Raw genomic sequence first — 25,219 nt, 5'->3', positions numbered from 1 at the left:
AAGTAAGTCATTCGGGCCACAAAAAGGGAAAAAATACTTTTTTTGGTCAGCTGTTGATGGTGGAAACTGTGGCACAGGCCACGATAGCAGCCGTTTCGGTGCGGAGGCGGTTGTTGCCCAGTGAGATGGGCACAAAGCCCTTTTTCCTGGCCAGATCCACCTCCCCTTTGGAAAAATCGCCTTCCGGCCCAATAAGGATGACAAGGTCCATATCCGCGATGACCCTTCGCTTCAGTTCCATTTTTTCATCATTGTGGCAATGCGCGATGAACTTGAGCCCCAAAAACTCCTTTTCCATGAACTCAGCATAAGTTATGGGCGGGTTGAATTTGGGCAGAACGGTCTGGAGGGATTGTTTCATGGCGGATTGGATCACGCGCTCCATGCGTTCCGGTTTTATGGTTTTGCGTTCGGAGTGTTCGCAGATGATGGGGGTGATCTCATCCACACCTATCTCCGTCGCCTTTTCCAGAAGCCACTCGTACCGATCGTTCATTTTTGTGGGGGCCACGGCCATGTGAAGGCTATACCTTTTCGGGATGGCCTTGGTCCGTGAGATGATCTGGGCCATGCACTTTTTGGGGTCGGGAAGTACTATTTCGGCCTCGAACAGATACCCTTTGCCGTTGGTGATCTGGAGCAGATCGCCTTCGGTTTTTCGCAATACCCGGACAATGTGTTTGCTCTCCTCAGGAGAAAAGGTGAACTGCTTGACGCTGTTGTCCAAGGAAGGGTCGTAAAAAAGTTGCATGGTTTCTGTATTTATAAGGTTGAAGGACTTAGCTCCCTATGGCATATCGGGCTTTTGCCGCAACACGCTGGTCCGTGAACTGTCCTTTTTCAAATTTAAGATAACCGACGATACCGATCATGGCGGCATTGTCCGTACAATATTCAAATTTTGGAATATAGGTTTTCCATCCCAAAGTTTCCTCTGCCTCCTTGAGCCTGGCGCGTATGCCCGAATTTGCGGCAACGCCACCTCCAATGGCCACTTCTTTAATGCCGGTCTGCTCTACGGCCATGTGCAGTTTTTCCATCAGGATCTCCAGAATGGTATGCTGTACGGAGGCGCAGATATCGTTGATGTTCTCGGCAACGAAATTGGGGTTCTTTTGCGTTTCCTTCTGCAGGAAATATAAAATACTGGTCTTCAGTCCGCTGAAACTAAAATTAAGACCATCCACCTTGGGTTTGGGAAAATCGAAGGCCAAGGGATTGCCCAATCGCGCATTTTTGTCCACCAATGGTCCCCCGGGATAGGGAAGCCCCATCAGTTTGGCACTCTTGTCAAAAGCCTCGCCTACGGCATCGTCCAAGGTCTCTCCCAGCACTTCCATGGTAAAATGATTGGAAACCTTCACGATCTGGGTATGGCCTCCACTGATGGTCATCCCCAAGAAAGGAAACGAAGGGGATGTCCCATTTTCATCGGCAATAAAATGCGCCAGGATATGGGCTTCCATGTGGTTCACCTCGATCAAGGGAATGTCCAGCCCCAAGGCCAAAGACTTTGCAAAGGAGGTGCCCACGAGCAATGAGCCCATCAATCCCGGTCCTCGGGTAAAAGCTATGGCGGATAGCTCTTTTTTATCGATATTTGCCTTGGCCAAGGCTTGGTGTACCACGGGAACGATATTTTGTTGATGTGCCCTCGATGCCAACTCGGGGACAACACCTCCATATTGCTTGTGGATTTCTTGTGTAGCTACCACATTGCTCAGTACTTTTGCATTACAGAGTACGGCAGCGGAAGTGTCATCGCAGGATGATTCAATGGCAAGGATATATTTTTTTATGTCTGTCACAGGTTTTGGAACAAAAATTGGTCATCAAAGGTAAAACATAAAGCCCTATCAAAAAACTTCGCAAAATACTGTTGCGCTCCCTCTTGGCCATCCTAGTGCTATTGGTATTGGTCTCGTTGGTGCTGTCCATGCCCGTGGTACAGACCAAATTGGCCAAATACGCCATGGATTCGGTGAACAAGGAGTTCGGAACGAACATGCATATTGACAGGGTGAGTCTTTCGCTTTTCACGCTGAATGCGGGCATCAAGGGCATCTATGTGGAAGACTACAAAAAGGATACACTTTTTTACATCCACAAACTCAGCACTTCCATCCTTAACCTAAGGAACATGGCCAATGGAAAGATGGAGTTTGGGGATATCGAGGCTGATGGGTTGATCTTTAACCTAAAGACTTATGAAGGGGAGGACGATACCAATCTCGATGTGTTCGTGGACAAGTTGGATGATGGAAAGCCCAGAGACCCGGGAACACCGCCTTTTTTTATGGCCTCGGACCAAATCCAGATCAATGGCGGAAAGTTCAGGTTGATCGATGAAAACCTCGAATCCGAAAAAATACTCGATTTCAACGATATCAAGATCCTCGCCGAGGATTTCCAGGTTTTGGGGCCAGAGGTGACCTTGGACATTTTGGACCTTACCATGGAGGCCAAGCGGGGGATAGTACTGGAGAAGTTGGCCGCCAAGTTCAAATATACCAAAGAGGAGATGCGCTTTGATTCACTCTTGATCGATACCGAACAATCGGAGCTCAAGGGCAATTTGGTGTTCAAGTACAACCGAGAGGACTTTGCCGAGTTTTTGGACAGGGTGAATGTGGAGGCCGATTTTACGGAATCCACCGTTTCGCTCAACGAGGTGAATGCCTTTTACGATGAATTCGGTCAGGATAAGGAAGTCACTTTTACGGGGAATTTCACTGGAGTGCTCAATAAACTTCAGGTCAGCGACCTTTTTCTATTTACGGACAATACGGGAATCCGAGGGGATTTTGAGTTCGATAACCTGTTCAGCGAACAGGCCCCCTTTGTGTTGCGGGGCGATATTGACAACCTGACCTCGAGCTATTACCAATTGCGGAGCATTTTGCCCAATATCTTGGGTAAGAATATCCCTGAATCGGTCCAGAAATTGGGGCAATTCACCGTTCGGGGAGATGCCGAGGTGACCGAAACCTCCTTGGATGCGAAGGTCAACCTGAATACCGCCATCGGGAGCAGCTACGTGGACCTTCAAATGACCAATATCCAGACCATAGACGATGCCTCTTATATCGGGTTCATATCGTTGATAGATTTTGATCTTGGCGCTTTCACCAATGATGACCAGTTGGGGCTCACCTCCCTGGATATGAACGTGGAGGGGAAAGGTTTTGTGGCCGAAAGTCTGAACACCGAAGTTATCGGGGAAATCTATAAGTTGGAGTACAACGGTTATGAATACAACAAGATCAAGGTCTCCGGAATTTTGAAGGAACAACTGTTTGACGGAACCCTGTTGTGCAATGATGACAATTTTCGTTTCGATTTTAAGGGGTTGGCCGATTTTGGGGGCAGGGAGAACAAGTTCAACTTTATTGCCGCAGTGGACTATGCCGATCTGAAGAAACTCAATTTCATAGACGATAGTATCTCCATTTTCAAAGGATATGTCAACATGGATATTGAGGGCGGTAATCTGGACGATATCGTTGGTCAGATGAATTTCACCAACACCACTTATCAAAACAAGAACGATACCTATTTCTTTGAAGATTTTACCGTGAACGCCTCCTTTGATCAAGATACGGTACGGACAGTGGAGATCAATTCGCCCGATATCATTACCGGATACATGCGCGGAAAATTCAAAGTGAATGAAATAGGACGGTTGGTACAGAATTCCGTGGGAAGCATCTATACCAACTACAAACCCTTTAAAATTTCCAAGGGCCAATACCTGGACTTCAATTTCAAGATCTATAACAAGATCGTGGATGTCTTCTTTCCCGATGTGGCCTTTGATCCCAACACCTTCATCAGGGGGAATATTGTGGCCGATGAGGGCGACTTCAAACTGACTTTCAAATCCCCGAGTATAGAGGCTTTTGACAATAAGTTCGACAACATCGAGCTGAAGATAGACAACAAAAACCCCCTGTTCAACACCTTCATCTCCGTGGAGGACATGTCCACAGTGTATTATGACATCAAGGACTTCAGCCTGATCAACACCACGCTCAAGGACACCCTGTTCTTTAGAACAGAATTCAAGGGGGGAAGCGAGTACAACGATAGCTATAACCTCAATTTTTACCACACCTTCAATGAGAACAACAAGTCTGTCATAGGTCTCAAAAAATCAGAGGTCAGTTTTAAAGGGAGTACTTGGGTACTGAACAAGGACGGGAACAGCAAGAACAAGGTTATTTTCAACAGCGCCCTGGACAGTATCCTGATCGAGGATGTGGTGATGGACAACAACAATGAAGAGCAGATCCGGTTGCGGGGGGAATTTGCGGATTCCACCTATAAAGACCTGGACCTACAGTTCAAGATCGTTTCCCTGAACAAGATCACACCGGCCATCGATAGCCTTAAACTGAATGGATCGGTGGACGGTTTTCTCAATATCCTTCAAAAAGATGGAAAATACCTGCCAACCTCCAGTCTCAATATCCAAGATTTCAGTGTGAACAACATCCGCTTGGGTGATTTGGAAGTAGGGATTTTTGGCAACAATGACCTTACCGAGTTTGGAGTGAGCACTTGGCTGAACGACAACGGGAAGGAAAAATTGAGCGTCAATGGGAAGGTGACCAACTTCAACAACAAACAGAACCTCGATCTCATGGCCAATCTGACGGATTTTGACATGGAACCCTTCAGTCCCTTGGGAGAGGGCGTGGTTTCCAACATTAGGGGTAAGGTGAGCGGGAATGTAAAGATCAGTGGGGGCGTGGAAAATCCCTCCATAAATGGAGATCTTACCCTGAACGAGGCAGGTATTGGCATTCCTTACCTCAATGTGGATTATGATTTTGCGCCCTATTCGCGGGTTCGCCTTTTTGACCAGACTTTTTATTTTGAAAATGTAGGTCTTTCCGATGTGGACGAGGGAACAACGGCCATTTTGGACGGAACGATAAGCCATACCAATTTTGATGATTGGCACTTAGGGTTGGATGTGGACACCAGGAACAATCGGTTCCTGATCCTCAACACGGATTACAATGAGGAGTCGTTGTACTACGGAACAGGCTTCATCAATGGAACAGGGAGCATCTATGGGCCCACGGATGCCCTCACCATTTCGGTGGATGCCACCACGGCACGGGGAACTTCATTAAAGATACCGCTGAGCGATGTCACCAGCGTGGGCGATTATTCCTTCATCAATTTTATAGAAAAGGGCGAGTCCAATTCTTTCGAAGAGGAAAGAGTGCTGGAGGATTACCAAGGCCTGGAAATGGCCTTCGACCTTGCAGTGACCCCTGAGGCAGAAGTGGAGATCGTGGTGGACAGGAGTTCTGGAAGCTCTTTGAAAGGAACTGGGGAAGGAATTCTGTTGATAGAGATCAATACCAACGGAAAGTTCAATATGTATGGGGAATTTGTGGCGGTGACCGGGGAGTACAATTTTAAATACGGAGGGGTCATCGATAAGAAATTCAAGGTACGTCCCGGGGGTACCATACTTTGGGAGCGAGATCCATTGGCGGCCCAGTTGAACCTTGAAGCGGTCTATTCCCTCAATGCCAATCCCGGACCCCTTTTGGACAATGCTGGTTTTACGGGTAGGATTCCCACCGAGGTGGTCGTCCGATTGGATGGGGAACTGGAAAGCCCCAACATCAATTTTGACATTGATTTCCCGGGAACCAATTCCGTGGTGCAGTCCGAACTCCAATACAGGCTTCAGGATCCCACGGTCAAGGAGCGGAACGCCTTTTTCCTGCTCGCCCAGGGAACCTTTGTGAACGCCCAGAGCGGGATCAACCAGCAAGCGGTCACCGGGAACCTGATTCAGACGGCTTCCGGGCTGCTCAACCAGATTTTGGGGAGCAACAACGACAAGTTCAATCTTGGGGTATCCTATGAGCAGGGACTTTTGGACCCCAATGCCGATATCCGCACCGAAAACAGGATAGGGGTCACCGTATCCACCCAGATCTCCGACCGCATCTTGGTGAACGGAAGGGTAGGGGTGCCCGTGGGTGGGGTTTCCGAGACCGTAGTGGCAGGTGATGTCGAGGTCCAGGTGCTCCTGAACGAGGAAGGCACCCTCAGTGCCAAGATATTCAACAGGGAGAACCAAATCCAGCAGTTTTTGGCCGAACGCCAAGGCTACACCCAAGGGGTCGGACTTTCCTATCAAGTGGATTTTGACAGTTTCAGGGAATTGATGCAGAAAGTGTTCAAAAAGAAGGAGGAAAGAGTAGGCCCGGCAACCCAAAAACAAGCCTCTGGGGAGGTCATGGGCAAGGATAGCCTGATACGCTTTTTGCCCAAGACGGTAGATTCTTCAAAATCCATGGATTAAGTTTGTTTTTTTGACATTTTTTGATTGTTTTTTTACGAAAACGTTTGAGAAATTCCCCGAAAACAAATAAATTATCAAGGCATTCATTAATTGGATAAAGTTTCCTAGTTTTGACCTCTTAAAATTTTTAATGGCTTCAGAAATTAAGAAAATAGGAGTTTTTACCTCAGGTGGGGACTCACCGGGAATGAATGCTGCCATTCGTTCCGTGGTCCGTACCTGTGCGTATTTGAAGATAGAGTGCGTGGGTATCTACAGAGGATACCAAGGTATGATAGAAGGGGACTTCAAGACCCTCGATGCGCGTAGTGTGAACAATATCATCAACAAAGGAGGGACCATTCTTAAGTCCGCCCGCTGTGAAGAGTTTAGGACAAAGCAAGGAAGACAGAAAGCTTACGACCAATTGATAAAAGAAGGCATCGAGGCCTTTGTGGTGATTGGTGGTAATGGAAGCTTTCATGGTGCCATGCTGTTCAACGAAGAATTCAATTTTCCGGTAATGGGAATTCCCGGGACCATAGATAACGATATTTTGGGAACTTCCTATACCTTGGGTTATGACACCGCCATCAACACTGTGGTGGAAGCGGTGGACAAGATCAGGGACACGGCAAGTTCGCACAACCGTCTCTTCTTTGTGGAAGTGATGGGAAGGGATGTGGGCCATATCGCCCTTAATGCAGGAGTTGGTGCAGGTGCAGAGGAGATATTGATTCCAGAACAGAATTTGGGCCTGGAACGTCTTTTGGAATCCCTCAAACGCAGCAAGGCGTCTGGAAAATCTTCCAGTATAGTCATTGTGGCCGAAGGGGACAGGACCGGAAAAAATGTGTTCGAACTCAAGGAATATGTGGAGCAGCATTTGCCCATCTATGATGTCCGGGTATCCGTATTGGGACACATGCAGCGTGGAGGTAACCCCACCTGCTACGATAGGGTATTGGCCAGTAGAATGGGCGTAAAGGCCGTAGAAAGCCTTTTGGAAGGCAAATCCAACTATATGGTGGGCATCAGGGACACCAAATTGGTACTTACCCCGATTGCCGATGCCATCAAGGCACATACGGAAATTGACGCGGAACTCTTGAGGGTATCCGATATCATGACAACATAAAACGTAAACATAAATAAAGTAGAAATGTCAAATTTGAAAATAGGGATCAACGGATTCGGTAGAATTGGAAGGTTGGTATTTAGGGCAACCGTAAAAAGAGGCGATGTAGATGTTGTGGCCATCAACGACTTGTTGGATGTGGACCATCTTGCCTACTTGTTGAAGTACGATTCGGTACACGGTGTGTTCGATGGTACCGTGGAAGTAAAGGACGGCCATTTGGTCGTAAACGGGAAAACCATCAGGATTACCGCCGAGCGTGACCCGAAAAATTTGAAATGGGATGCCGTAGGTGCTGAGATCGTTGCGGAATGTACCGGTATCTTCACCACTTTGGAAACCGCGCAGTACCATATTGATGGTGGTGCCAAAAAAGTGGTCATCTCCGCTCCTTCAAAAGATGCTCCCATGTTCGTTATGGGTGTGAACCACAAAGAAGTGAAGCCTACCGATACGATCATCTCCAACGCTTCCTGTACCACCAACTGTTTGGCCCCTATCGCAAAGGTGCTCAACGATGAGTTCGGTATTGCAGAGGCCTTGATGACCACGGTACACGCGACCACTGCTACCCAGTTGACCGTGGACGGACCTTCGCGAAAAGATTTCAGGGGTGGTAGAAGTGCCCTTTTGAACATTATTCCAGCCGCCACAGGTGCTGCCAAGGCAGTGACCAAAGTAATCCCATCCTTGGAAGGAAAACTTACCGGTATGGCGTTCAGGGTACCCACTGCCGATGTTTCTGTAGTGGACCTTACCGTGAAATTGGAGAAGGAAACTTCTTATGAAGGAATCAAAAAAGCCATGAAAAAAGCCGCTGATGGCGAATTGGCCGGTATTTTGGGCTACACCGACGAGTTGGTGGTTTCCCAAGATTTCGTTGGTGATGTAAGGACCTCCATTTTTGATGCCGATGCAGGTATCGAGTTGAACTCTACGTTCTTCAAGGTGGTTTCTTGGTATGACAATGAAACAGGGTATTCCAACAAATTGGTTGACCTTGCCTTGCATGCAGCAAGCCTTTAATTAAGTAGCTTTTTATACATATTTATAATCCCAAAGGAGTGAATGCTCCTTTGGGATTCCATAAAAATATCAACCTATGATCTTGATCGTGGATAGTGGCGCCACCAAGTCCGATTGGATTGCCTTGGACGAAAAGGGGGAACAATTGTTCCTTACCCAAACCTTGGGGCTTAGCCCAGAAGTATTGACCAGACAGGTCATCGAAGACCGATTGGCCAATAACTTTGAGCTTTCCAAAAATAAAAATGCAGTAACCCAATTGTATTTCTACGGAGCAGGTTGCGGTACCGATCGGATGAAAAGGTTTCTAAAGGATATTTTTAAGGACTTTTTCCCCAATGCCAAGGCCGAGGTCAGGGAAGACACCTATGCAGCCATATATGCCACTACACAGATCGGTCGACAAGGAATCGTTTGTATTTTGGGTACAGGTTCCAACTGCAGTTATTACGACGGCCACCAATTGATCCAAAAAGTGACTTCTTTGGGCTATATTTTGATGGACGATGGCAGCGGCAACTTTTTCGGAAGAAAACTGCTACGGGATTACTACTTCCATAAAATGCCACAAGATCTTGGGATGAAATTTGCCAAGGAGTACGACCTTGACGCGGATGTGATCAAAGAAAACCTATACAAGCAACCCAACCCCAACACCTATTTGGCCACTTTTGCCCGTTTCATCATAGAGAACAAAGAGCATCCCTATTGCAAAGGGGTCATCGAAAAAGGGCTACAGCAGTTTGTGAACAACTACATCATGCAGTTTGAGCTGGCCACGAAAGTGCCTGTGAGCTTCGTTGGGAGCATAGCACACTTTTTACAAGATGAATTGACAGCCTGTATGGAACGAAATGATTTGATCTTGGGGGTTATCCGCAGAAGACCCATAGAAGGTTTGGTGGAGTTCCACCGAAAGACTATTTGATCGCTATCATTGATATTTCGACATTGACAAATCTTGGGAGATTGGCTACTTCGACAGTTTCCCTGGCAGGTGCCGTATCGGCATCAAAATAGCTGCCATACACCTCGTTTATCTGGGAAAATTGATGCATGTCCTTGATGAAGATGGATGCCTTTACCACATCCTCAAAACCCATTTCGGCCTCTTCCAGAATCGCTTTCAGGTTTTCCATGCACTGTTGGGTCTCTTTCTTGATGTCACCTTCCACTAACTTTCCTGATGTGGGATCCATCGGAACCTGACCGGAGACATATAGGATACCGTTTACGAGTATGGCTTGGTTGTACGGGCCTATTGGGGCCGGAGCCTTGGAGGTGTTGATGATTTTTTTCATGGTCTGTACTGAATTTAGGTGCTGAAAATTATACAAAAAAACTATCTGTTGTTCCTGAAGGGTTGACTCCTGTTTTCCCATTTGAGGTCTTGGAGTATGGAGCTTTTTATACCTACAAAGAAATACCATCTTTCATACCGTCCGAAAGGGGTCCAGTCAAAGCTTAGCCTAAAACTTCCCAAATCTCGCTTGAAATTGAATCGGGTATCGGCAAAACCTTGATTTTTAAGATCGTACCCTGAATTGAAGCCCATCTCCCATTTAGGGGACAATTGGATATTCCCTGAAAACATAAGGGAGTGGTTGGTGATTTCCCCTTGTCTGTTATTGTTGTTGTAAGTGGCCACATAAGTAAACCGTGCATCCCAAGGTAGTCTGGTGTTGTATATGGGATTTTCCGTATTTTCACCTTCCCCTTTGTTGAAATGGGGTTCACCTGTGCGTGACCCGTCCAGTTCAAAAGGGTTGGCCCCATAATCGGGTTCCTCTTGCTCATTGGGGTCTTTTTTCTTTGCTCCTCCCTTTTGGAACATCTCGCTGTCCAGGGAAAAACCGGTGTTGAACCGGGCCGAGGTCAATCGGGCTAGACCACCACCATTTTTGATGTTCAGGGTGTTTATCCTTCGTCCACTATTGTCAATGGCATAGGGGTCAAAAGTGGCTGCAAAGTTGATGGGGACATTTTTGATGATCTCTGTTGCACCGCTCATGCTGATGGGACTTAATTTCAAGGAATCAGCTTCAAGGTTATAACTTGCGGAAAACGTGAGGTTGCTCAAGATGCTGACCTTTTTGGGTTCCGTTGCGGTTGAATCCTTATCCCGGACCTTGGCCTCCAAAGAGTTCTGCAAAGAGAAGCTAAGGGAACTTCCCCTGCTCAAGGAAGGTCTTCCATAGATACTTGTCTCAAAGGGCGTATACTGTACATGGTCGCCATCCTCATCCACATAGGTGTCATAGAATTGCTCAAAGGAGGGTGCATAGCTATAGCTCACAGAAGGCCTCATAACGTGGCGAAGGGCCTGTATTTTTTTTCCCTCCCCAAAATTCCAGGTACCATACATAGTGGTACCTATACTGGCTCCAAGGTTATACCTGTTGAAACGGTCAAATCCTGGGATGGTATCCGTTACCACCCGTTCCTCTTCCATATTATATTGCCTGCGGATGGTCTCCAAGGTCCAAACGTCCTCATAGCTTCCGTTCAAGCTCACACTGAAATATTTGGCCACTTTGAAGTTGGTACCGATGGGAATCCTGTGCCGGGCACCGACCCTTGCGTCATCGAACATCTTACTGGTAAAAAAGTCCTCTTCCGTAGTGGTGATGCTGTTCTGGGCGTTCACATCGTATTGAAAGTTCACGTTTTGGATGATTCCCTTTTTGATACCGTCCCGTTTGGCAAATGGAAAAATACGTTCCATGCTCGCCTGGAAGGTAGGCAATGACATATTGATTTGTTGCGTCCTGGAGTTTTGGGTATGGCTCAACGTCAAACTGGTATTGACCGAAGGATAGGCTGGAAAAGTCTTGGAATAACTGATGGACGAGGCAAAGGTGTTCGTCTGCGTATTGTTTCGGTTGATCTGGTTGAGCGAGTTTGTGTAAAATTGGCTACTCCCAAGGTTCACAGAGGCTGAAAACCTCGAATTTGGACTGGCCTTTGGGTCTTGGGTGTGCGATATTCGGATGTTATAGTTGCTCGTCCGGCTGTAGTCGCTGAAACCAAGTTGACTCTGGATCAGGTTTTCGTAGCTCACATTGACATTGCCCCTGAACTTGTAGCGTTTGGAGTAGATGGACTGCCCCCTGAAACCATAACTTCCATTGGTGTAGAAATCCCCGGTCACACTGAGGTCCACATAATCACTGATGGGTAGGTAGTACCCCCCGTTCTGGATGAAATATCCCCTTTGGGGATCGTTTCCGAAAGTAGGGAATATCAGACCCGGCGCACGTCCCGTGGTCAGGGGAAAATAGGCGAATGGCAACGCAATGGGCGTGGGCACGTCCACGATGTACATGTTGCTGTATCCGGCAATGATCTTCTTTTTGGGCACAAACTTGGCCTTCCGCACCCTGATGTAATAATCGGGGTCCACAGTGTCCTTGGAGGTGGTGAGTTTTCCTTCGTATAAAAAGTACACGGAATCGTTCTCCTTTTTGGTGATCTCCGCATAGACCTTCATGGCATCACTTCCCAGTTGCCCCAAGCCCGCTTCCTGCTCGGTCCTGGAGTTCCAGATGAGTGCCTTTTGGGTATCAAAATTAAAACGAATGGAATCTGGTCTCACCTCGTTTTCCCCTTGTTTGAAATAGGGTAGCTGGGAATAATTTCCCAAAGAGTCCTTCATCCGTCCGGCATAGACCTCATTTTTCACATAATCCATCACAATGACCCCGGCCTTTAGTTCAGTGTCTTGGTAATAGATCTCAGCTTCATCGTAAAGGTAAATTTTGTTGTCCTTTTGGCTGAGCTTTACATAATCCTTCGCCTTGTACTTAATCTTGTCCAGCAACAACGGCTGTTTTTCGGGGACGGTATCGGTTTCAACAGAATCGGTGGCAACCGTCTTTTTGAGGAAATCTGCAGGGATGAGGGGAGCGGTCAGGGTGTCGCCCACGGCCTTGATGGGCAAAGGGACAATGGGGTTCTCCTGAGCTATTAGCGTTGCCTTGCCACATAGAAGAACAAATAGGAAAACTAAAAGATGTTTATTTGCTTGCAACGTGATAAATCCTATTTTTGTGCTAGTTTGGCCCAGTTTTTGGCCTCAAACTTACATATATTTTTTGGTCTACTTACGGCGGATTAGAATATTTTTAACCTTATCGGGACACTATAATTACTCAGTTCTTATGAATAAAAGTCGGTCAGCATTTCTAGTTTTCATCCTTATGGTCCTTCCGTTGGCCTCTTTTTCCAAAAATGAAAACGATGAGCCCCCGCAGGATGAATTTGTGGTGGTATTGGACGCTGGCCATGGTGGACATGATCCAGGAAACATAGGAAATGGTTACCTCGAAAAGGATATTTCTCTCGCCATTGTGCTCAAAATCGGGGAGGAACTCAAAAAGCATCCGGGCATTAAAGTGGTCTATACCAGGGATGATGACACCTTCATTGACCTTTTTGTTCGGGGAAAGATTGCCAATGAGGCAGGAGCCGACCTTTTTGTATCGGTACATTGCAATGCACACAGTTCTGACGCCTTTGGTGCGGAAACCTATGTGCTGGGTCTGCATGCCAACCGACAGAATTTTGAGGTGGCCAAAAAGGAGAACTCCGTAATCTATTTGGAGGACGACTACGCGCAGCGCTATGCGGAATATGACATCAATTCCCCGGAATCCGTTATCGGGTTGACCATCATGCAAGAGGAATTTTTGGACCAGAGCATACAGTTGGGAAAAAAACTTCAGGACAATTTCACCAAAAAACTCAGCAGAAAGGACCGAAAGGTAAAACAGGCAGGCTTTATTGTACTGCACCAGACCTTTATGCCCAGTGTTCTGGTCGAAGCAGGGTTCTTGACCAATAAGAGTGAAGGAGGGTATCTCAATTCCAAAAAAGGACAGGATGAAATGGGCGCTGCCATTGCCGATGCCATATTGGCTTATAAAAATGAAGGGGGAACAGGAGGTGGTTTGACCATTGATACCCCCGTGGTGGAAGATACCAAAGTCCCTGTAAATGTTCCCGAGGAGGTTGAAGAGAAGAAAGAGACCACGACTAAGGAAGTACAGAAAGAGAAGGAACCGGAAGTGGCCACCGTGCCGGTCAAAGAGAAGGAGGATGTGGCACCTGCCGCCAAATCTGGCGTGGTGTTCAAGGTGCAACTTATGGCCAGCGCGAAGAACATACCGCTAAATGGAGAAAATTTCAATGGATTGGACCAATTGTCCAAGGAACCGTATAAGAACCTGTACCGTTATCTTTATGGCAATGCCAGCACCTTGGAAGAGGCCAAGCGCTTGAAGGCCAAGGCTGATGCCAAAGGCTATACCACCTCCTACATTGTGGCCTACAAGAACGGTGAGCGGGTGCCCTTGGCCCAAGTCCAGGAGTAAGAGAAAAAATATCTGTGGGTACCTTGTAAAAAATATTCCTAATTTTGTTTTAAACCATAAACCGAATCTTTTGAAGCTATCCAGGGAAATTAAAACTGGGATTATCGTGATTGCTGGGATTGTGGCCTTTATTTTTGGGCTGAGCTATCTAAAATCCTCCCCACTTTTCGAAAATAACAAAACATTTTACGCTGTTTATGAGAACGTGGGCGGGCTGCAAGCTGGAACACAGGTTTCCATCAATGGCTATGGCGTTGGTAACGTCACCGGAATCAATTTTAAGGACAGTTCAGGAAAATTATTGGTCACTTTTACCGTGAGCAATGAGTTCGATTTTTCCCAGAACAGTGTCGCCGAACTATTTGATACGGGCATCATCGGGGGCAAGGGCATACAGATCATTCCTGTTTTTGACCAAGCACCCAATGCCAAGTCTGGGGATACTCTACAATCCAAGATCAAACCGGGACTCACCGATCTGGTGCAGCAAAAACTGACCCCCTTGCAGCAAAAAGTGGAAGGAGCGGTATCGCACGCCGATTCACTCTTGATGAACGTCAACGATATATTGGACGACCCCACCAAAAGGGAGCTCAAGGAAACCATAGTATCCCTCAACCAATTGATAGGGGCCTTCAAAGGCAGTGCGGACAAGCTGAACGTGCTTTTGGAAAACAACAAGGAGCAGTTGGACAATTCATTGAAGAATGTGGACAACATCACCTCCAACTTTTCAAAACTTTCCGATTCCTTGGCCAATGTGGACCTTGCCGGCACCCTGACCAACTTCCAGACCACAGTGGACAAGCTGAACGGCATCTTGGCGAAGATAGAGCAGGGGGAAGGCTCGTTGGGCAAATTGCACAAGGATGATGCACTCTACAATAATTTGGCCGCAGCATCCAGGGAATTGGACCTTTTGTTGCAGGATTTCAGGCTTAATCCCAAGCGATACGTGAACGTGTCCGTATTCGGGAAAAAGCAAAAGGAATATACACTCCCCGAGGACGATCCGGCAGAAGAAAATCAAGAGAATTAAATGGAATACCTCCCAAACATAGTGTTCGCCATAGCCCTTGCTCTGGGCATTGGGTTCTTTGTGCGCAATGTGAAGAAGCTCATCAGAAACATCAAGTTGGGCAAAAAGGTCGATGTGGGGGACAACAAGCCCCAGCGATGGAAGAACATGGCAAAGATTGCCTTGGGACAGACCAAAATGGTGGTGCGTCCCATTGCGGGTCTTATGCACATCATTGTTTATGTGGGCTTTATCATCATCAACATAGAAGTGTTGGAGATTATTTTGGACGGTATTTTGGGTACCCACAGGTTGTTTTCCCCAATCGGGCAATTGTATGATGTTTTGATAGGTTCTTTTGAAATATTGGCCTTTCTCGTCATAGTCGCCGTGACCGTTTTTTGGGTACGAAGGAACATCATCAAGCTCCAACGGTTCATCAAACCAGAGATGAAGGGTTGGCCCAAAAAAGATGGCAACATGATCCTTTACATAGAATTTGTATTGATGGTCCTTTTCCTGACCATGAATGCCGCAGATTTCCAATTGCAGCAGATGGGTGCCGATCATTACGTACAGGCAGGGGCTTTCCCCATCAGTCAATTCATAACCCCTTTATTTGAGGGTCTCTCGGTCCCTACGCTGATATTTATCGAAAGGACGGCTTGGTGGTTACACATCTTGGGGATATTGACCTTTTTGAACTACCTCTACTATTCCAAGCATCTCCATATCCTATTGGCCTTTCCGAACACCTATTATGGAAAACTGAGGCCCCAAGGGCAGTTCAACAATCTGGAATCGGTGACCAATGAGGTGAAATTGATGATGGATCCCAATGCAGACCCCTTTGCGGCACCTGCCGATCCAAACGCCGCTGCACCGGAAAAGTTTGGGGCTTCCGATGTGATGGACCTGAATTGGGTGCAATTGCTCAATGCATATACCTGTACCGAGTGTGGCCGCTGTACCTCCGAGTGCCCTGCCAACCAGACAGGGAAAAAATTGTCCCCCAGAAAGATTATGATGGACACCCGCGACCGTTTGGAGGAAGTGGGCAAGAATATGGAGGCCAACAAGGGAGAATTTGTGTCCGACGGAAAACAATTGCTCGACGATTACATCAGTCGGGAAGAACTTTGGGCGTGCACCACTTGCAACGCCTGCGTACAGGCATGCCCTGTGAGCATAGATCCCCTGTCCATCATTGTGGAAATGCGTAGGTATTTGGTGATGGAGCAATCCGCTGCGCCCATGGAACTGAACAACATGATGTCCAATATCGAAAACAACGGGGCACCTTGGCCATACAACCAGATGGACCGTTTGAACTGGGTAAACGAATAAAACGAGCACTATGGACGAACAATTGAAGGTGAAGACCATGCAGGAGTTTATGGCGGAAGGCAAACAGCCCGAGATATTGTTTTGGGTAGGTTCGGCCGGAAGTTATGACGATAGGGCAAAAAAAATATCCAGGGCCTTTGTGAAGTTGTTGAACCGGGCCAATGTCGATTTTGCCGTGTTGGGACAGGAGGAGAGTTCAACCGGAGATGTGGCCAAACGGGCAGGCAATGAGTTCTTGTTCCAAATGCAGGCCATGATGAACATCGAACTGTTGAACGGTTATGAGATCAAACGCATTGTGACCTGCGATCCACATTCCTTCAATACCCTTAAAAACGAATATCCTGGCTTGGGGGGTACCTACGAGGTCGTCCACCATACTCAATACCTGAAAGAACTTTTGGATCAGGGCCGTTTGACCCTGAAAGGGGAAACCTATAAAGGAAAACGCATTACCTTCCACGATCCATGTTATCTGGGCAGGGCCAATTCCGTTTACGAGGCCCCCAGGGAGGTGCTTACCAAGACCAATGCCGCATTGGTGGAAATGAAACGCCACAAGAAAACTGCATTGTGTTGTGGGGCAGGAGGGGCCCAAATGTTCAAGGAACCCGAAAAAGGGGATATGGACATCAATGTTTTACGCACCAAGGATGCCTTGGAAACCAATCCCGATATTATTGCAACGGGTTGCCCGTACTGCAACACGATGATGACAGATGGTATCAAGGCCCATGAAAAAGAAGAAAGGGTTACGGTCTTGGACGTAGCCGAACTTTTAGCAAACTCTATTTGATATGTTGGTAGATTTTAATGAATTACCGGAGCACTCAAGGATTTGGATCTATCAATCCAATCGTAGTTTCACGGATGCTGAGCAAGAGGAAATCAAGGAAGAGTTGGACAGCTTCCTAAAGGAATGGACGGCCCATGGCAGTGAACTCCATGCCGGGTTTGAGATGAAGTACAAACGATTTATCGTGATAGGGTTGGACCAGACCAGTGCCAGTGCATCCGGGTGTTCCATTGATGCCTCGGTCCATTTTATACAGACTTTGGAAAAAAGATACAACGTGGAACTCATGGACCGGATGAACGTTTCCTTCAAACAGGGTGAGTACATCGCGTACAAGCCGCTGACGGATTTCAAGAAGATGGCCAAGGACAAGTCCGTTTCCCCCAATACGATAGTGTTCAACAATTTGGTGGCCACCAAACAGGAATATTTGGAACATTGGGAAGTGCCCGCCAGTGAAAGTTGGCATTCCAGGTTTGTTTAGGACAATCTTAAAGTATCTTAATTTCTGTGCATTTCTCGACCAAATGCAATATTTTTATCAGCTATAAGTTCATGTCCTAGACAAGATATTTATGCGGTCAAACCTATATTTCCCCCTTTTCATATTACTTAGTTTCCAAGTCTTTGGTCAAGAGAATCCTCTTGTGACGCAAGATTCCATTGCCCAAATGGCATGGGTGGAGAACAGGTACAATAGCATGTCCCTTCAAGAGCGTATTGGCCAGTTGTTCATGGTGAGTGTGGCGTCCAACCAGGACAAGGCCTCTACGGACAACATACAGAAACTTGTGGCCGAAGAGGGTATTGGCGGGGTTATTTTTTTGACCGGAACACCCGTACGTCAGGCCAAATTGACCAATGCATACCAATCAAAATCCAAGATTCCATTGTTGATCGGCATGGATGCGGAGTGGGGCTTGGCCATGCGGCTGGATTCTACTTATGCTTTTCCTTGGAACATGACCTTGGGAGCCGTTCAAGACAGTACTTTGGTGGAAAAAGTGGGGCATCAGATTGGTAAACATGCCAAACGTCTTGGGGTACACATCAATTTTGCGCCCGACCTGGATGTGAACAACAATCCGCAGAACCCGATCATTGGCAATCGTTCCTTTGGTGAAGACCCTGTGAATGTGGCAAAAAAGGGTGCTGCCTTTGTGAAGGGAATGGAAGCGGCCGGGGTACTTTCCTGCGGCAAGCATTTTCCGGGTCATGGGGACACCGCCACGGATTCGCACAAGGCACTCCCGATCATCAATTCATCTAGGGAAGTACTGGATTCCATCGAGCTTCGCCCATTCCAAAAAGTGCTGCAGCATGGATTGAGTTCTGTGATGATCGCCCATTTGGACGTACCCAGTCTGGAAAGCAGGGAAGGCCATCCTTCCTCACTCTCCAAGGAAATCATTACGGGATTGCTGCAAGAAGAAATGGGTTTCCGGGGTTTGATATTCACCGATGCCTTGAACATGAAAGCGGTTTCCCAATTTGCGGATGAAGGTGAGGTGGAACTGGAAGCCTTTTTGGCGGGGAACGATATGTTGTTGATGCCCGAAAATGTCTCCAAGGCAAAGAATAGACTCATTTTGGCGTACAATGAAGGTGTCATCACCGAAGAAAGATTGGCCCTGACCGTGAAGAAAATATTGATGGCCAAGTACAAGGTAGGCTTAAACAATTACCAGCCCGTGCCCTTGGAAAACCTGTATGAAGACCTGAATACCCTTGAAAACGATGTGATCTACGAAGAGGCCATCGAGGGGGCCATGACCGTGGCCAAGAACAATTTTTCCCTGATGCCCATTAGAAAATTGGACAATAAAAAGATTGCCTATGTCCAGTTTGGGGACGACTCCGGTTCCACTTTTTTGGAAACCATGAACAAGTATTACAAGGTCACCCAAATCAAGGCAAAGGATATTGCGGCCTACAAAAATGAACTGGCCGATTACAATTTGGTCATCATCGGTCTGCACAAAAACAATGAAAGCCCATGGAAGGGCTATAAGTTCTCCAAAAACGAACTTTTCTGGATGGAGGAAATATCCAGACTCCGTACCAGCAATACCATATTGGCTTTGTTCGCAAAGCCCTACGCACTTTTGGATGTGGTCAACTTTGATGCCATGGATGGAGTTGTGGTCGCTTATCAGAACAGTAAAATTGCACAGGAAAAGGCCGCCGAGGTTATTTTTGGTGCCATAGGTTCCACAGGTAAGCTGCCCGTTTCCGCCCATGCCGAATTTCCAGTGGGCACAGGGACCAAGTTGGAGGCCATCCAACGGTTGGGATATAGTATTCCCGAGCGGGTGGGCATGAGCTCGGAGAAACTGGCCCAAGTGGATACCTTGCTACAACAAGGCCTGGACTCACTGATGTATCCCGGGGCACAGGTATTGGTGGCCAGAAAGGGAAAGGTCATCTACAACAAGAGCTTTGGCAAGCCTGCGTACAATTCAGATTTGGATATTACGGAAAAATCCGTTTATGACCTGGCCTCATTGACCAAGATCTTGTCTACGCTGCCCATCATCATGAAGATGGAGGAAGAAGGGAAAATTGCGCTCAACGATACCTTTAAAGATTTGATTCCCGGATATGCGGACACCGAGCTGAAGGATGTCACTGTTTTGAAAGCACTGTCGCATTACGGTCGACTTCCGGCATGGATCGCTTTTTATATCGACACCTTGACCAAGGACAGAAAACCTTCCCCGGAGTTTTACAGCAACAATCCTTCGGAGGCCTTCCCATACAAGGTTGCGGAACATTTGTACCTCACTAGGTCCTACAAGGACTCCATCCATAACCGCATAGGCAGGCAAAGTTTGAAGTCCAATCGTTATCGATACAGTGATCTAGCCTATTATGTCTTTAAGGAATATATTGAGGATACCTATCAAAGGCCGATAAACGAATTGGCGGATGAATTTTTCTACAAGCCCATGGGTCTACAGCGGACCACTTTCAACCCCCTAAAAAAAATTCCAAAAGATGAGATAGTTCCCTCCGAAGAGGACGACTATTACAGATATCAGACCGTGCAGGGCTATGTCCATGATATGGGAGCTGCCATGCAGGGCGGGGTAGGCGGACATGCAGGACTTTTCAGCACGGCCAATGAAGTAGCGAAGATCATGCAGATGTACCTGCAGGGTGGTTATTATGGAGGGGAACGCTTTTTGAACGAGCGGACCATCAAAAAATTCAACACCTGCTACTTCTGCAACAATGATGTGAGAAGGGGAGTGGGCTTTGATAAGCCCCAATTGGGTAGTAGTGGCCCAACCTGTGGCTGTGTATCCAGAAAAAGTTTTGGGCATAGTGGCTTTACGGGTACGTTCACGTGGGCAGACCCCGATGCGGAACTGGTCTATGTGTTTTTATCGAACAGGACCTATCCGTCCGCGACCAATACATTACTGATAAGTTCTGCGTTGCGCACACGAGTACAGAAGGCTATTTATGATTCCATTATCAATTAGACAATAAATATTGCCTTAGATTTGTTTCGATATAAGCCTTCCTGATGGAATGGCCTGTTCATAATGGACAATGACACGGCAATGGCCAAACCAAAAATAGATACTGACAAATGAAAATTGCGATTGTTTGTTACCCTACCTTCGGAGGTAGTGGAGTGGTTGCCACGGAATTGGGCATCGCCTTGGCGGAAAGGGGGCACGAAGTACACTTTGTGACCTATAAACAACCGGTCCGTTTGGGGCTTTTGGACAACAATATCCATTTTCATGAAGTGCACGTACCGGAATATCCATTGTTCCATTACCAACCCTATGAACTGGCACTGTCCAGTAAGTTGGTGGATACCATCAAACAATATGATATAGAGCTGTTGCATGTGCATTATGCCATTCCACATGCCTATGCAGGGTATATGGCCAAAAAGATGCTCCAGGAATATGGCATTTTTATCCCGATGATCACCACCTTGCACGGTACCGACATCACTTTGGTGGGCAAGCACCCATTCTATAAGCCAGCGGTAACGTTCAGCATCAATAAGTCCGATGTGGTGACCTCGGTTTCAGAGGCCCTTAAAAAAAGTACCTTGGAACTGTTCGATATTGAAAGGGAAATAGAAGTGGTGCCGAATTTTATCGAGGCTTCCAAATACAGTCCCAACTATTCCGATTGCCAACGCACTTTGATGGCCAAGGAAAATGAGCGCATCATAACCCATATCAGTAATTTTAGGAAGGTAAAGCGTATTCCCGATGTGATCCATGTATTCCATCGCATCCAGAAAGAAATTCCAGCAAAGCTGATCATGGTGGGCGAAGGACCTGAAAAGGAAAAAGCAGAGCAGTTGTGCGATAAGCTTGGACTCAAGGACAAGGTGCTGTTTTTGGGAAATAGTACCGAAATCGACCGTATTCTTTGTTTTTCCGATCTCTTCCTTTTGCCTTCGGAGACGGAGAGTTTCGGGTTGGCCGCTTTGGAGGCCATGATCAACAAGGTGGCCGTAGTTTCCAGCAACACCGGGGGTATTCCCGAAGTGAATGTGGATGGAGTATCCGGATTCCTTTCCAATGTGGGCGATGTGGAGGACATGGCGGCAAAGGCCTTGCAGATATTAAGAGACGATGCAGTCCTGGAAAAGTTCAAGCAAAATGCTTACAAAGTGGCCTCCAAGTTTGACATTGTCCATATTTTGCCCCTCTACGAAGAAATCTACGAAAAAGCATACAAGTCACGTTTCAAGAATACCTTTTGACCATGAAACGTTTTCTGTTCCTTGCCTGCATATGTCTGCTCTCCTGCAATGCCCAGAAAAATATGGGTGAGGAGATTCAAGGCTTGGTCTTGGTGGAACAGGATGGCTATTCAGGGGTAGAGGTCTTTGAGGCCAGGGAAATACGGGAGACCAAATCACTCCATAGATTTTATTCCCAGATCAACAAGACCCGAAAGCCGGGACTTCCCGTGCCTATGATCGATTTTTCTAAAGAAATGGTCCTCTTGGTATGCTTGGGTGCACAGCAAGGAAAGCCATCGGTACGGCTGTCCAAAATTAAAGAAACCGACACCGAAATCTTCATAGGAGTGGTATTGGAAGCCAAGCCACAGGGGCCATTGGCCACCCAAACACCCTTTTACCTATATAAAATGCCTCTTGTCGACAAAACGGTCATTTTTCAAACAAGCGATTAATGGTCCAGAAAAGACCTTTTTTACTTCTTATCGAATATAAGCGCACTTAAAAGTGCAAAATTTAGCTTAGTACAGAGTCAAAGTAGATTTGTAGTCGATAAACCCTCAAATCGAGCAGTATGAATATTTCTAGACCTGCCCTAGTGGCCGTGGCATTTTGTTTTGCCCTATCTGCCTTTGCGCAAGACCTTCAACTTACCAAAAAGGACAGTATTGTCCAGAGTTTTTGGTTGGTATCTTTAGGAACCAACATTGTGGACGATTCCGGCCACGAGTTCAGTAGACTATTTGATGTGGATGATGCTTGGAACATGGTTCCTTACCCTTCCAGAATCAGTGTCGGACGTTATTTTAAGAATGGTTTGGGCTTGGAAGCTATCGGAACCTATAATAAATATAAGGAAGGAAAGATTATTGATAAGGTGGTGAACCCTGAAGATGTGGACTATTTTGGTCTGGATTTTAGGGTGAGCTACGATTTGAACATGATTTTGGGGGAGACTGGCTTCTTTGATCCCTATATTGGTATTGGAGCAGGTTATACGGATGCCAATAACCAAGGAAGGGGAACTTACAATGCCGTGGTCGGTTTCAGGACTTGGTTTTCCGATCATTGGGGATTGGATTTCAACTCTACTGGAAAGTGGGCCATGAGTACCGAAAACGCCACCAACCATATCCAGCATGCATTGGGAGTGGCCTATAGGTTCGAGGTGGAAAAAGGGCTTTCCAGAAAAGGGGAGGAGAAATTGGCGCTTTTGGAAGAAATGGAGAAAGAGCAACAAAGGGTGCAGGATTCCATAGCCAAGGCAGACGAAGAAGCCCGTTTACTGGCTGAACGCTTGCAAAAAGAAAAAGAAGCTGCTGAGCTGGCCGCTGCTGAAAAAGCCAAAAAAGATGCAGAAGACGCTAGGCGTGCTGCACTTCAGAACAAGATCAACAACTTGGGCAATGTCTATTTCAAGTTGAACTCCTCATATCTTACCACCAAGGACAAGGAACTGTTGGACCAACTGGTGGCCATTATGGAAAGCGAACCCAGTATTGCCATCAAGATAACAGCACACACGGACTCTCGAGGAACGAACCAATATAACCAATGGCTATCGGAGCGTAGGGCAGAACGGACGGTGGAATATGTGGTATCCAAGGGTATCGCTACAGAAAGGATAAGGCATGAAGCTTTTGGAGAGACCCAATTGGTGAACGAGTGCGGGGATGGCGTTTACTGTACCGAGGATAAACACTCCAAGAATAGAAGATCGGAGTTTTTGATCACGAAATTTTAGAAGATAAAACAGCTCTATAATAAATGGGCCCGATCTATTTAGATCGGGCCCATTTATTTATAGTTGTATTGGGACAAATTGTCCGTTAAATCAGTCTTTGTCAGCAGTTATTTTTTTGTAATCGACTTTGCCATTGCTTGTGAGGGGCATTTCATTGAGTAGCTGTACTTTAACCGATGTTTGGTGGATTTTGAACTTCTCGAAAAGGGCTTTCTTGATTTCTGTATCATCCACTTGGTTTTCACAGTGCGAAACCAGTATGAACTGATCTTCAATGCCAATACAAGCTACTAGGCCTATATCCAAGGTGGTTTTTAAGAATCGCTCAATCTCGTCCAAATTAACACGATTTCCAAAAATCTTCACAAACCTTTTCAACCTACCTATGATAAAATAGAAGCCATCTTCATCCATTTTGGCCAAATCGCCGGTCCTTAATACTTCAATGTCCTCCCAATTTGAGAGGTCTTGTTTCTTTTCGCTATAGCCACCAAAAACATTGGGCCCACTATAAAGTAATTCGCCTGTTTCAGGGTCTAAGCTAAGCTTGCCATTTTTAATGGGGATTCCAATGGATGTGATTTTGCTTTCCAAAGATTCCGGCGGCACATACGAAATTCTGGCGGAGGCTTCTGTTTGTCCATACATCACATAAAAGTCCATTTTGTTTTGTAGACAGTAGTGGTTGAATTTCTCCTTAATATTGTGGCTTAGATTGCCTCCTGCCTGGGAAATATATCGAAGTGAAGGATATTGCTTTTTTAAGAATCCTATTCTATTGAGCATTTCATAGATAAACGGAACCCCGGCAATGGAAGTGAATCCATGTTTGTCCATTAGATTCCAAAAATCCTTTTGCAAGATATCAGGAAGGCCACAGACCATGGTCCCACCCGAAATAGCATTGGTGTGCAGTACGGAGAGCCCATACGAATAGAACAAAGGGAGATTAAGGGGGGTTATGTCCTCTCTGGTGATCGGTAGATATGCGCAAATGGATTTGGCATTCTCCAAAAGATTGCTCTCGGATAGCTTTACAAATTTTGGTGATCCTGTTGTTCCTGATGTGGACAACAAGACTTTGCAATTTGGATGTACCCGTGTCGGGGAGTGATAACCGATAAAAAGCGTTGTCGTAGACCAGCTGTTCTTTAAAACATTTTGTTCATATCCATGAATGGCCGGACGTGTTTGATCAAAAATAGCAGAAGGGGTGTATTCCGCTTCCAGACTTTCTTTTAGCGATATGTCAAGACCATTGCTCAGTAATACTGTTGAATGTCCAGTCCCTAAAAAGCTTAGATATATTGCTGTTGATTCAATCTTATTGTCAAGGTATAGAAACACCAAATGCTTGTCCAAGGCACCTATTTCAGGTATTGCAAAAAACATTTCCTCCAAAGAAAACGTATTGCCGGTAACAACATCCAAAAAGTTCAGATGGTCATTATCGGCCATTTGTTTTAAGAGTCCCATCTATTTATTTTATGGTCAATATCAAAGATTATATTTTGAAAGTATTTCCTTCGTTTTTTGAAAACTGTTCATTTCAAGTACATCGTCAGCATCGATTTCAATATGGAAGGTGTTCTCAATTTCACTGATCAAGATCATATGTGTAATGGAATCCCATTGTGGAATCCCTTGATATTCAAGATGATCGTTGACCATGTTTTTTTCTATTTCCAAGGTATTTGCAAATGCATCAATGAGAAGTTCGGTATTGTTATCGTTCATGAAAG

The 25,219-nt window shown here is 46.3% G+C and carries 19 protein-coding genes; 13 read left to right on the top strand and 6 right to left on the bottom strand.

Features of this window, described 5'->3' with window-relative positions:
- Positions 1–46: 46 nt before the first annotated feature.
- The gene (locus DB398_RS12680) at positions 47–751 is read right to left on the bottom strand and encodes a 16S rRNA (uracil(1498)-N(3))-methyltransferase (protein ID WP_108424770.1); all 705 of its coding nucleotides are present in this window, start codon (positions 749–751) and stop codon (positions 47–49) included.
- A 28-nt stretch (positions 752–779) separates the two neighbouring features.
- Entirely contained in the window at positions 780–1,808 is a 1,029-nt protein-coding gene (tsaD, locus tag DB398_RS12675; RefSeq protein WP_108424768.1) for a tRNA (adenosine(37)-N6)-threonylcarbamoyltransferase complex transferase subunit TsaD, read from the bottom strand.
- Positions 1,809–1,936: 128 nt separating this feature from the next.
- On the opposite strand from tsaD, the gene DB398_RS12670 reads away from it, so the two are divergent.
- The 4 genes from DB398_RS12670 (at position 1,937) to DB398_RS12655 (ending at position 9,405) form a co-directional block, all read left to right on the top strand.
- Positions 1,937–6,334, top strand: a complete 4,398-nt coding sequence (locus DB398_RS12670) for a translocation/assembly module TamB domain-containing protein (protein WP_199913397.1) — start codon at positions 1,937–1,939, stop codon at positions 6,332–6,334.
- A 130-nt stretch (positions 6,335–6,464) separates the two neighbouring features.
- Entirely contained in the window at positions 6,465–7,451 is a 987-nt protein-coding gene (pfkA, locus tag DB398_RS12665) for a 6-phosphofructokinase (RefSeq protein ID WP_108424764.1), read from the top strand.
- Positions 7,452–7,475: 24 nt separating this feature from the next.
- Positions 7,476–8,477, top strand: a complete 1,002-nt coding sequence (gene gap / locus DB398_RS12660; RefSeq protein ID WP_108424762.1) for a type I glyceraldehyde-3-phosphate dehydrogenase — start codon at positions 7,476–7,478, stop codon at positions 8,475–8,477.
- A 76-nt stretch (positions 8,478–8,553) separates the two neighbouring features.
- Positions 8,554–9,405: an N-acetylglucosamine kinase gene (locus DB398_RS12655; RefSeq protein WP_108424761.1), complete on the top strand. Its 852-nt coding sequence runs from the start codon at positions 8,554–8,556 to the stop codon at positions 9,403–9,405.
- Here the strand turns inward: DB398_RS12655 and DB398_RS12650 are convergent.
- Together DB398_RS12650 and DB398_RS12645 are read right to left on the bottom strand one after the other, a co-directional pair.
- Positions 9,398–9,778 carry a RidA family protein gene (locus tag DB398_RS12650; protein ID WP_108424860.1) on the bottom strand — a complete coding sequence of 127 codons (381 nt, stop codon included), beginning with the start codon at positions 9,776–9,778 and terminating at the stop codon, positions 9,398–9,400. The two genes, DB398_RS12655 and DB398_RS12650, sit on opposite strands and share 8 nt — an antisense overlap.
- Before the next feature lie 41 nt (positions 9,779–9,819).
- On the bottom strand, positions 9,820–12,507 hold the full coding sequence (locus DB398_RS12645; protein WP_108424759.1) for a putative LPS assembly protein LptD: 2,688 nt from the start codon (positions 12,505–12,507) through the stop codon (positions 9,820–9,822).
- 130 nt (positions 12,508–12,637) lie between these two features.
- On the opposite strand from DB398_RS12645, the gene DB398_RS12640 reads away from it, so the two are divergent.
- The 9 genes from DB398_RS12640 (at position 12,638) to DB398_RS12600 (ending at position 23,477) form a co-directional block, all read left to right on the top strand.
- Entirely contained in the window at positions 12,638–13,849 is a 1,212-nt protein-coding gene (locus tag DB398_RS12640; protein WP_108424758.1) for an N-acetylmuramoyl-L-alanine amidase family protein, read from the top strand.
- Positions 13,850–13,919: 70 nt separating this feature from the next.
- A complete protein-coding gene (locus DB398_RS12635) occupies positions 13,920–14,888 on the top strand; it encodes an MlaD family protein (RefSeq protein ID WP_108424757.1) in 969 nt (322 codons plus the stop codon).
- On the top strand, positions 14,889–16,214 hold the full coding sequence (locus DB398_RS12630; RefSeq protein ID WP_108424756.1) for a (Fe-S)-binding protein: 1,326 nt from the start codon (positions 14,889–14,891) through the stop codon (positions 16,212–16,214).
- Positions 16,215–16,224: 10 nt separating this feature from the next.
- Positions 16,225–17,010, top strand: coding sequence for a (Fe-S)-binding protein (locus DB398_RS12625; RefSeq protein ID WP_199913393.1), 786 nt, complete (start codon positions 16,225–16,227; stop codon positions 17,008–17,010).
- A gap of 1 nt (position 17,011) precedes the next feature.
- Positions 17,012–17,494, top strand: a complete 483-nt coding sequence (locus DB398_RS12620; protein ID WP_108424755.1) for an ABC transporter ATPase — start codon at positions 17,012–17,014, stop codon at positions 17,492–17,494.
- A 91-nt stretch (positions 17,495–17,585) separates the two neighbouring features.
- Positions 17,586–20,498, top strand: a complete 2,913-nt coding sequence (locus DB398_RS12615; RefSeq protein WP_108424754.1) for a glycoside hydrolase family 3 N-terminal domain-containing protein — start codon at positions 17,586–17,588, stop codon at positions 20,496–20,498.
- A 110-nt stretch (positions 20,499–20,608) separates the two neighbouring features.
- A complete protein-coding gene (gene bshA / locus DB398_RS12610) occupies positions 20,609–21,751 on the top strand; it encodes an N-acetyl-alpha-D-glucosaminyl L-malate synthase BshA (RefSeq protein ID WP_108424753.1) in 1,143 nt (380 codons plus the stop codon).
- A 2-nt stretch (positions 21,752–21,753) separates the two neighbouring features.
- Positions 21,754–22,188 (top strand): hypothetical protein, encoded by a 435-nt coding sequence (locus DB398_RS12605; RefSeq protein WP_108424751.1) that lies wholly within the window; start codon positions 21,754–21,756, stop codon positions 22,186–22,188.
- 119 nt (positions 22,189–22,307) lie between these two features.
- Positions 22,308–23,477, top strand: coding sequence for an OmpA family protein (locus DB398_RS12600; protein ID WP_108424749.1), 1,170 nt, complete (start codon positions 22,308–22,310; stop codon positions 23,475–23,477).
- Positions 23,478–23,567: 90 nt separating this feature from the next.
- Here the strand turns inward: DB398_RS12600 and DB398_RS12595 are convergent, their stop codons facing one another.
- Positions 23,568–24,953 (bottom strand): AMP-binding protein, encoded by a 1,386-nt coding sequence (locus DB398_RS12595; RefSeq protein ID WP_108424747.1) that lies wholly within the window; start codon positions 24,951–24,953, stop codon positions 23,568–23,570.
- A 21-nt stretch (positions 24,954–24,974) separates the two neighbouring features.
- Positions 24,975–25,214: an acyl carrier protein gene (locus tag DB398_RS12590; protein WP_108424745.1), complete on the bottom strand. Its 240-nt coding sequence runs from the start codon at positions 25,212–25,214 to the stop codon at positions 24,975–24,977.
- Positions 25,215–25,219: the final 5 nt, after the last annotated feature.

Origin of the sequence: Flagellimonas amoyensis (assembly GCF_003058265.1) — a bacterium.
In the GTDB taxonomy this organism is placed as follows: Bacteria; Bacteroidota; Bacteroidia; order Flavobacteriales; family Flavobacteriaceae; genus Flagellimonas; species Flagellimonas amoyensis.
This window is presented reverse-complemented; position numbering and strand designations above follow the sequence as displayed.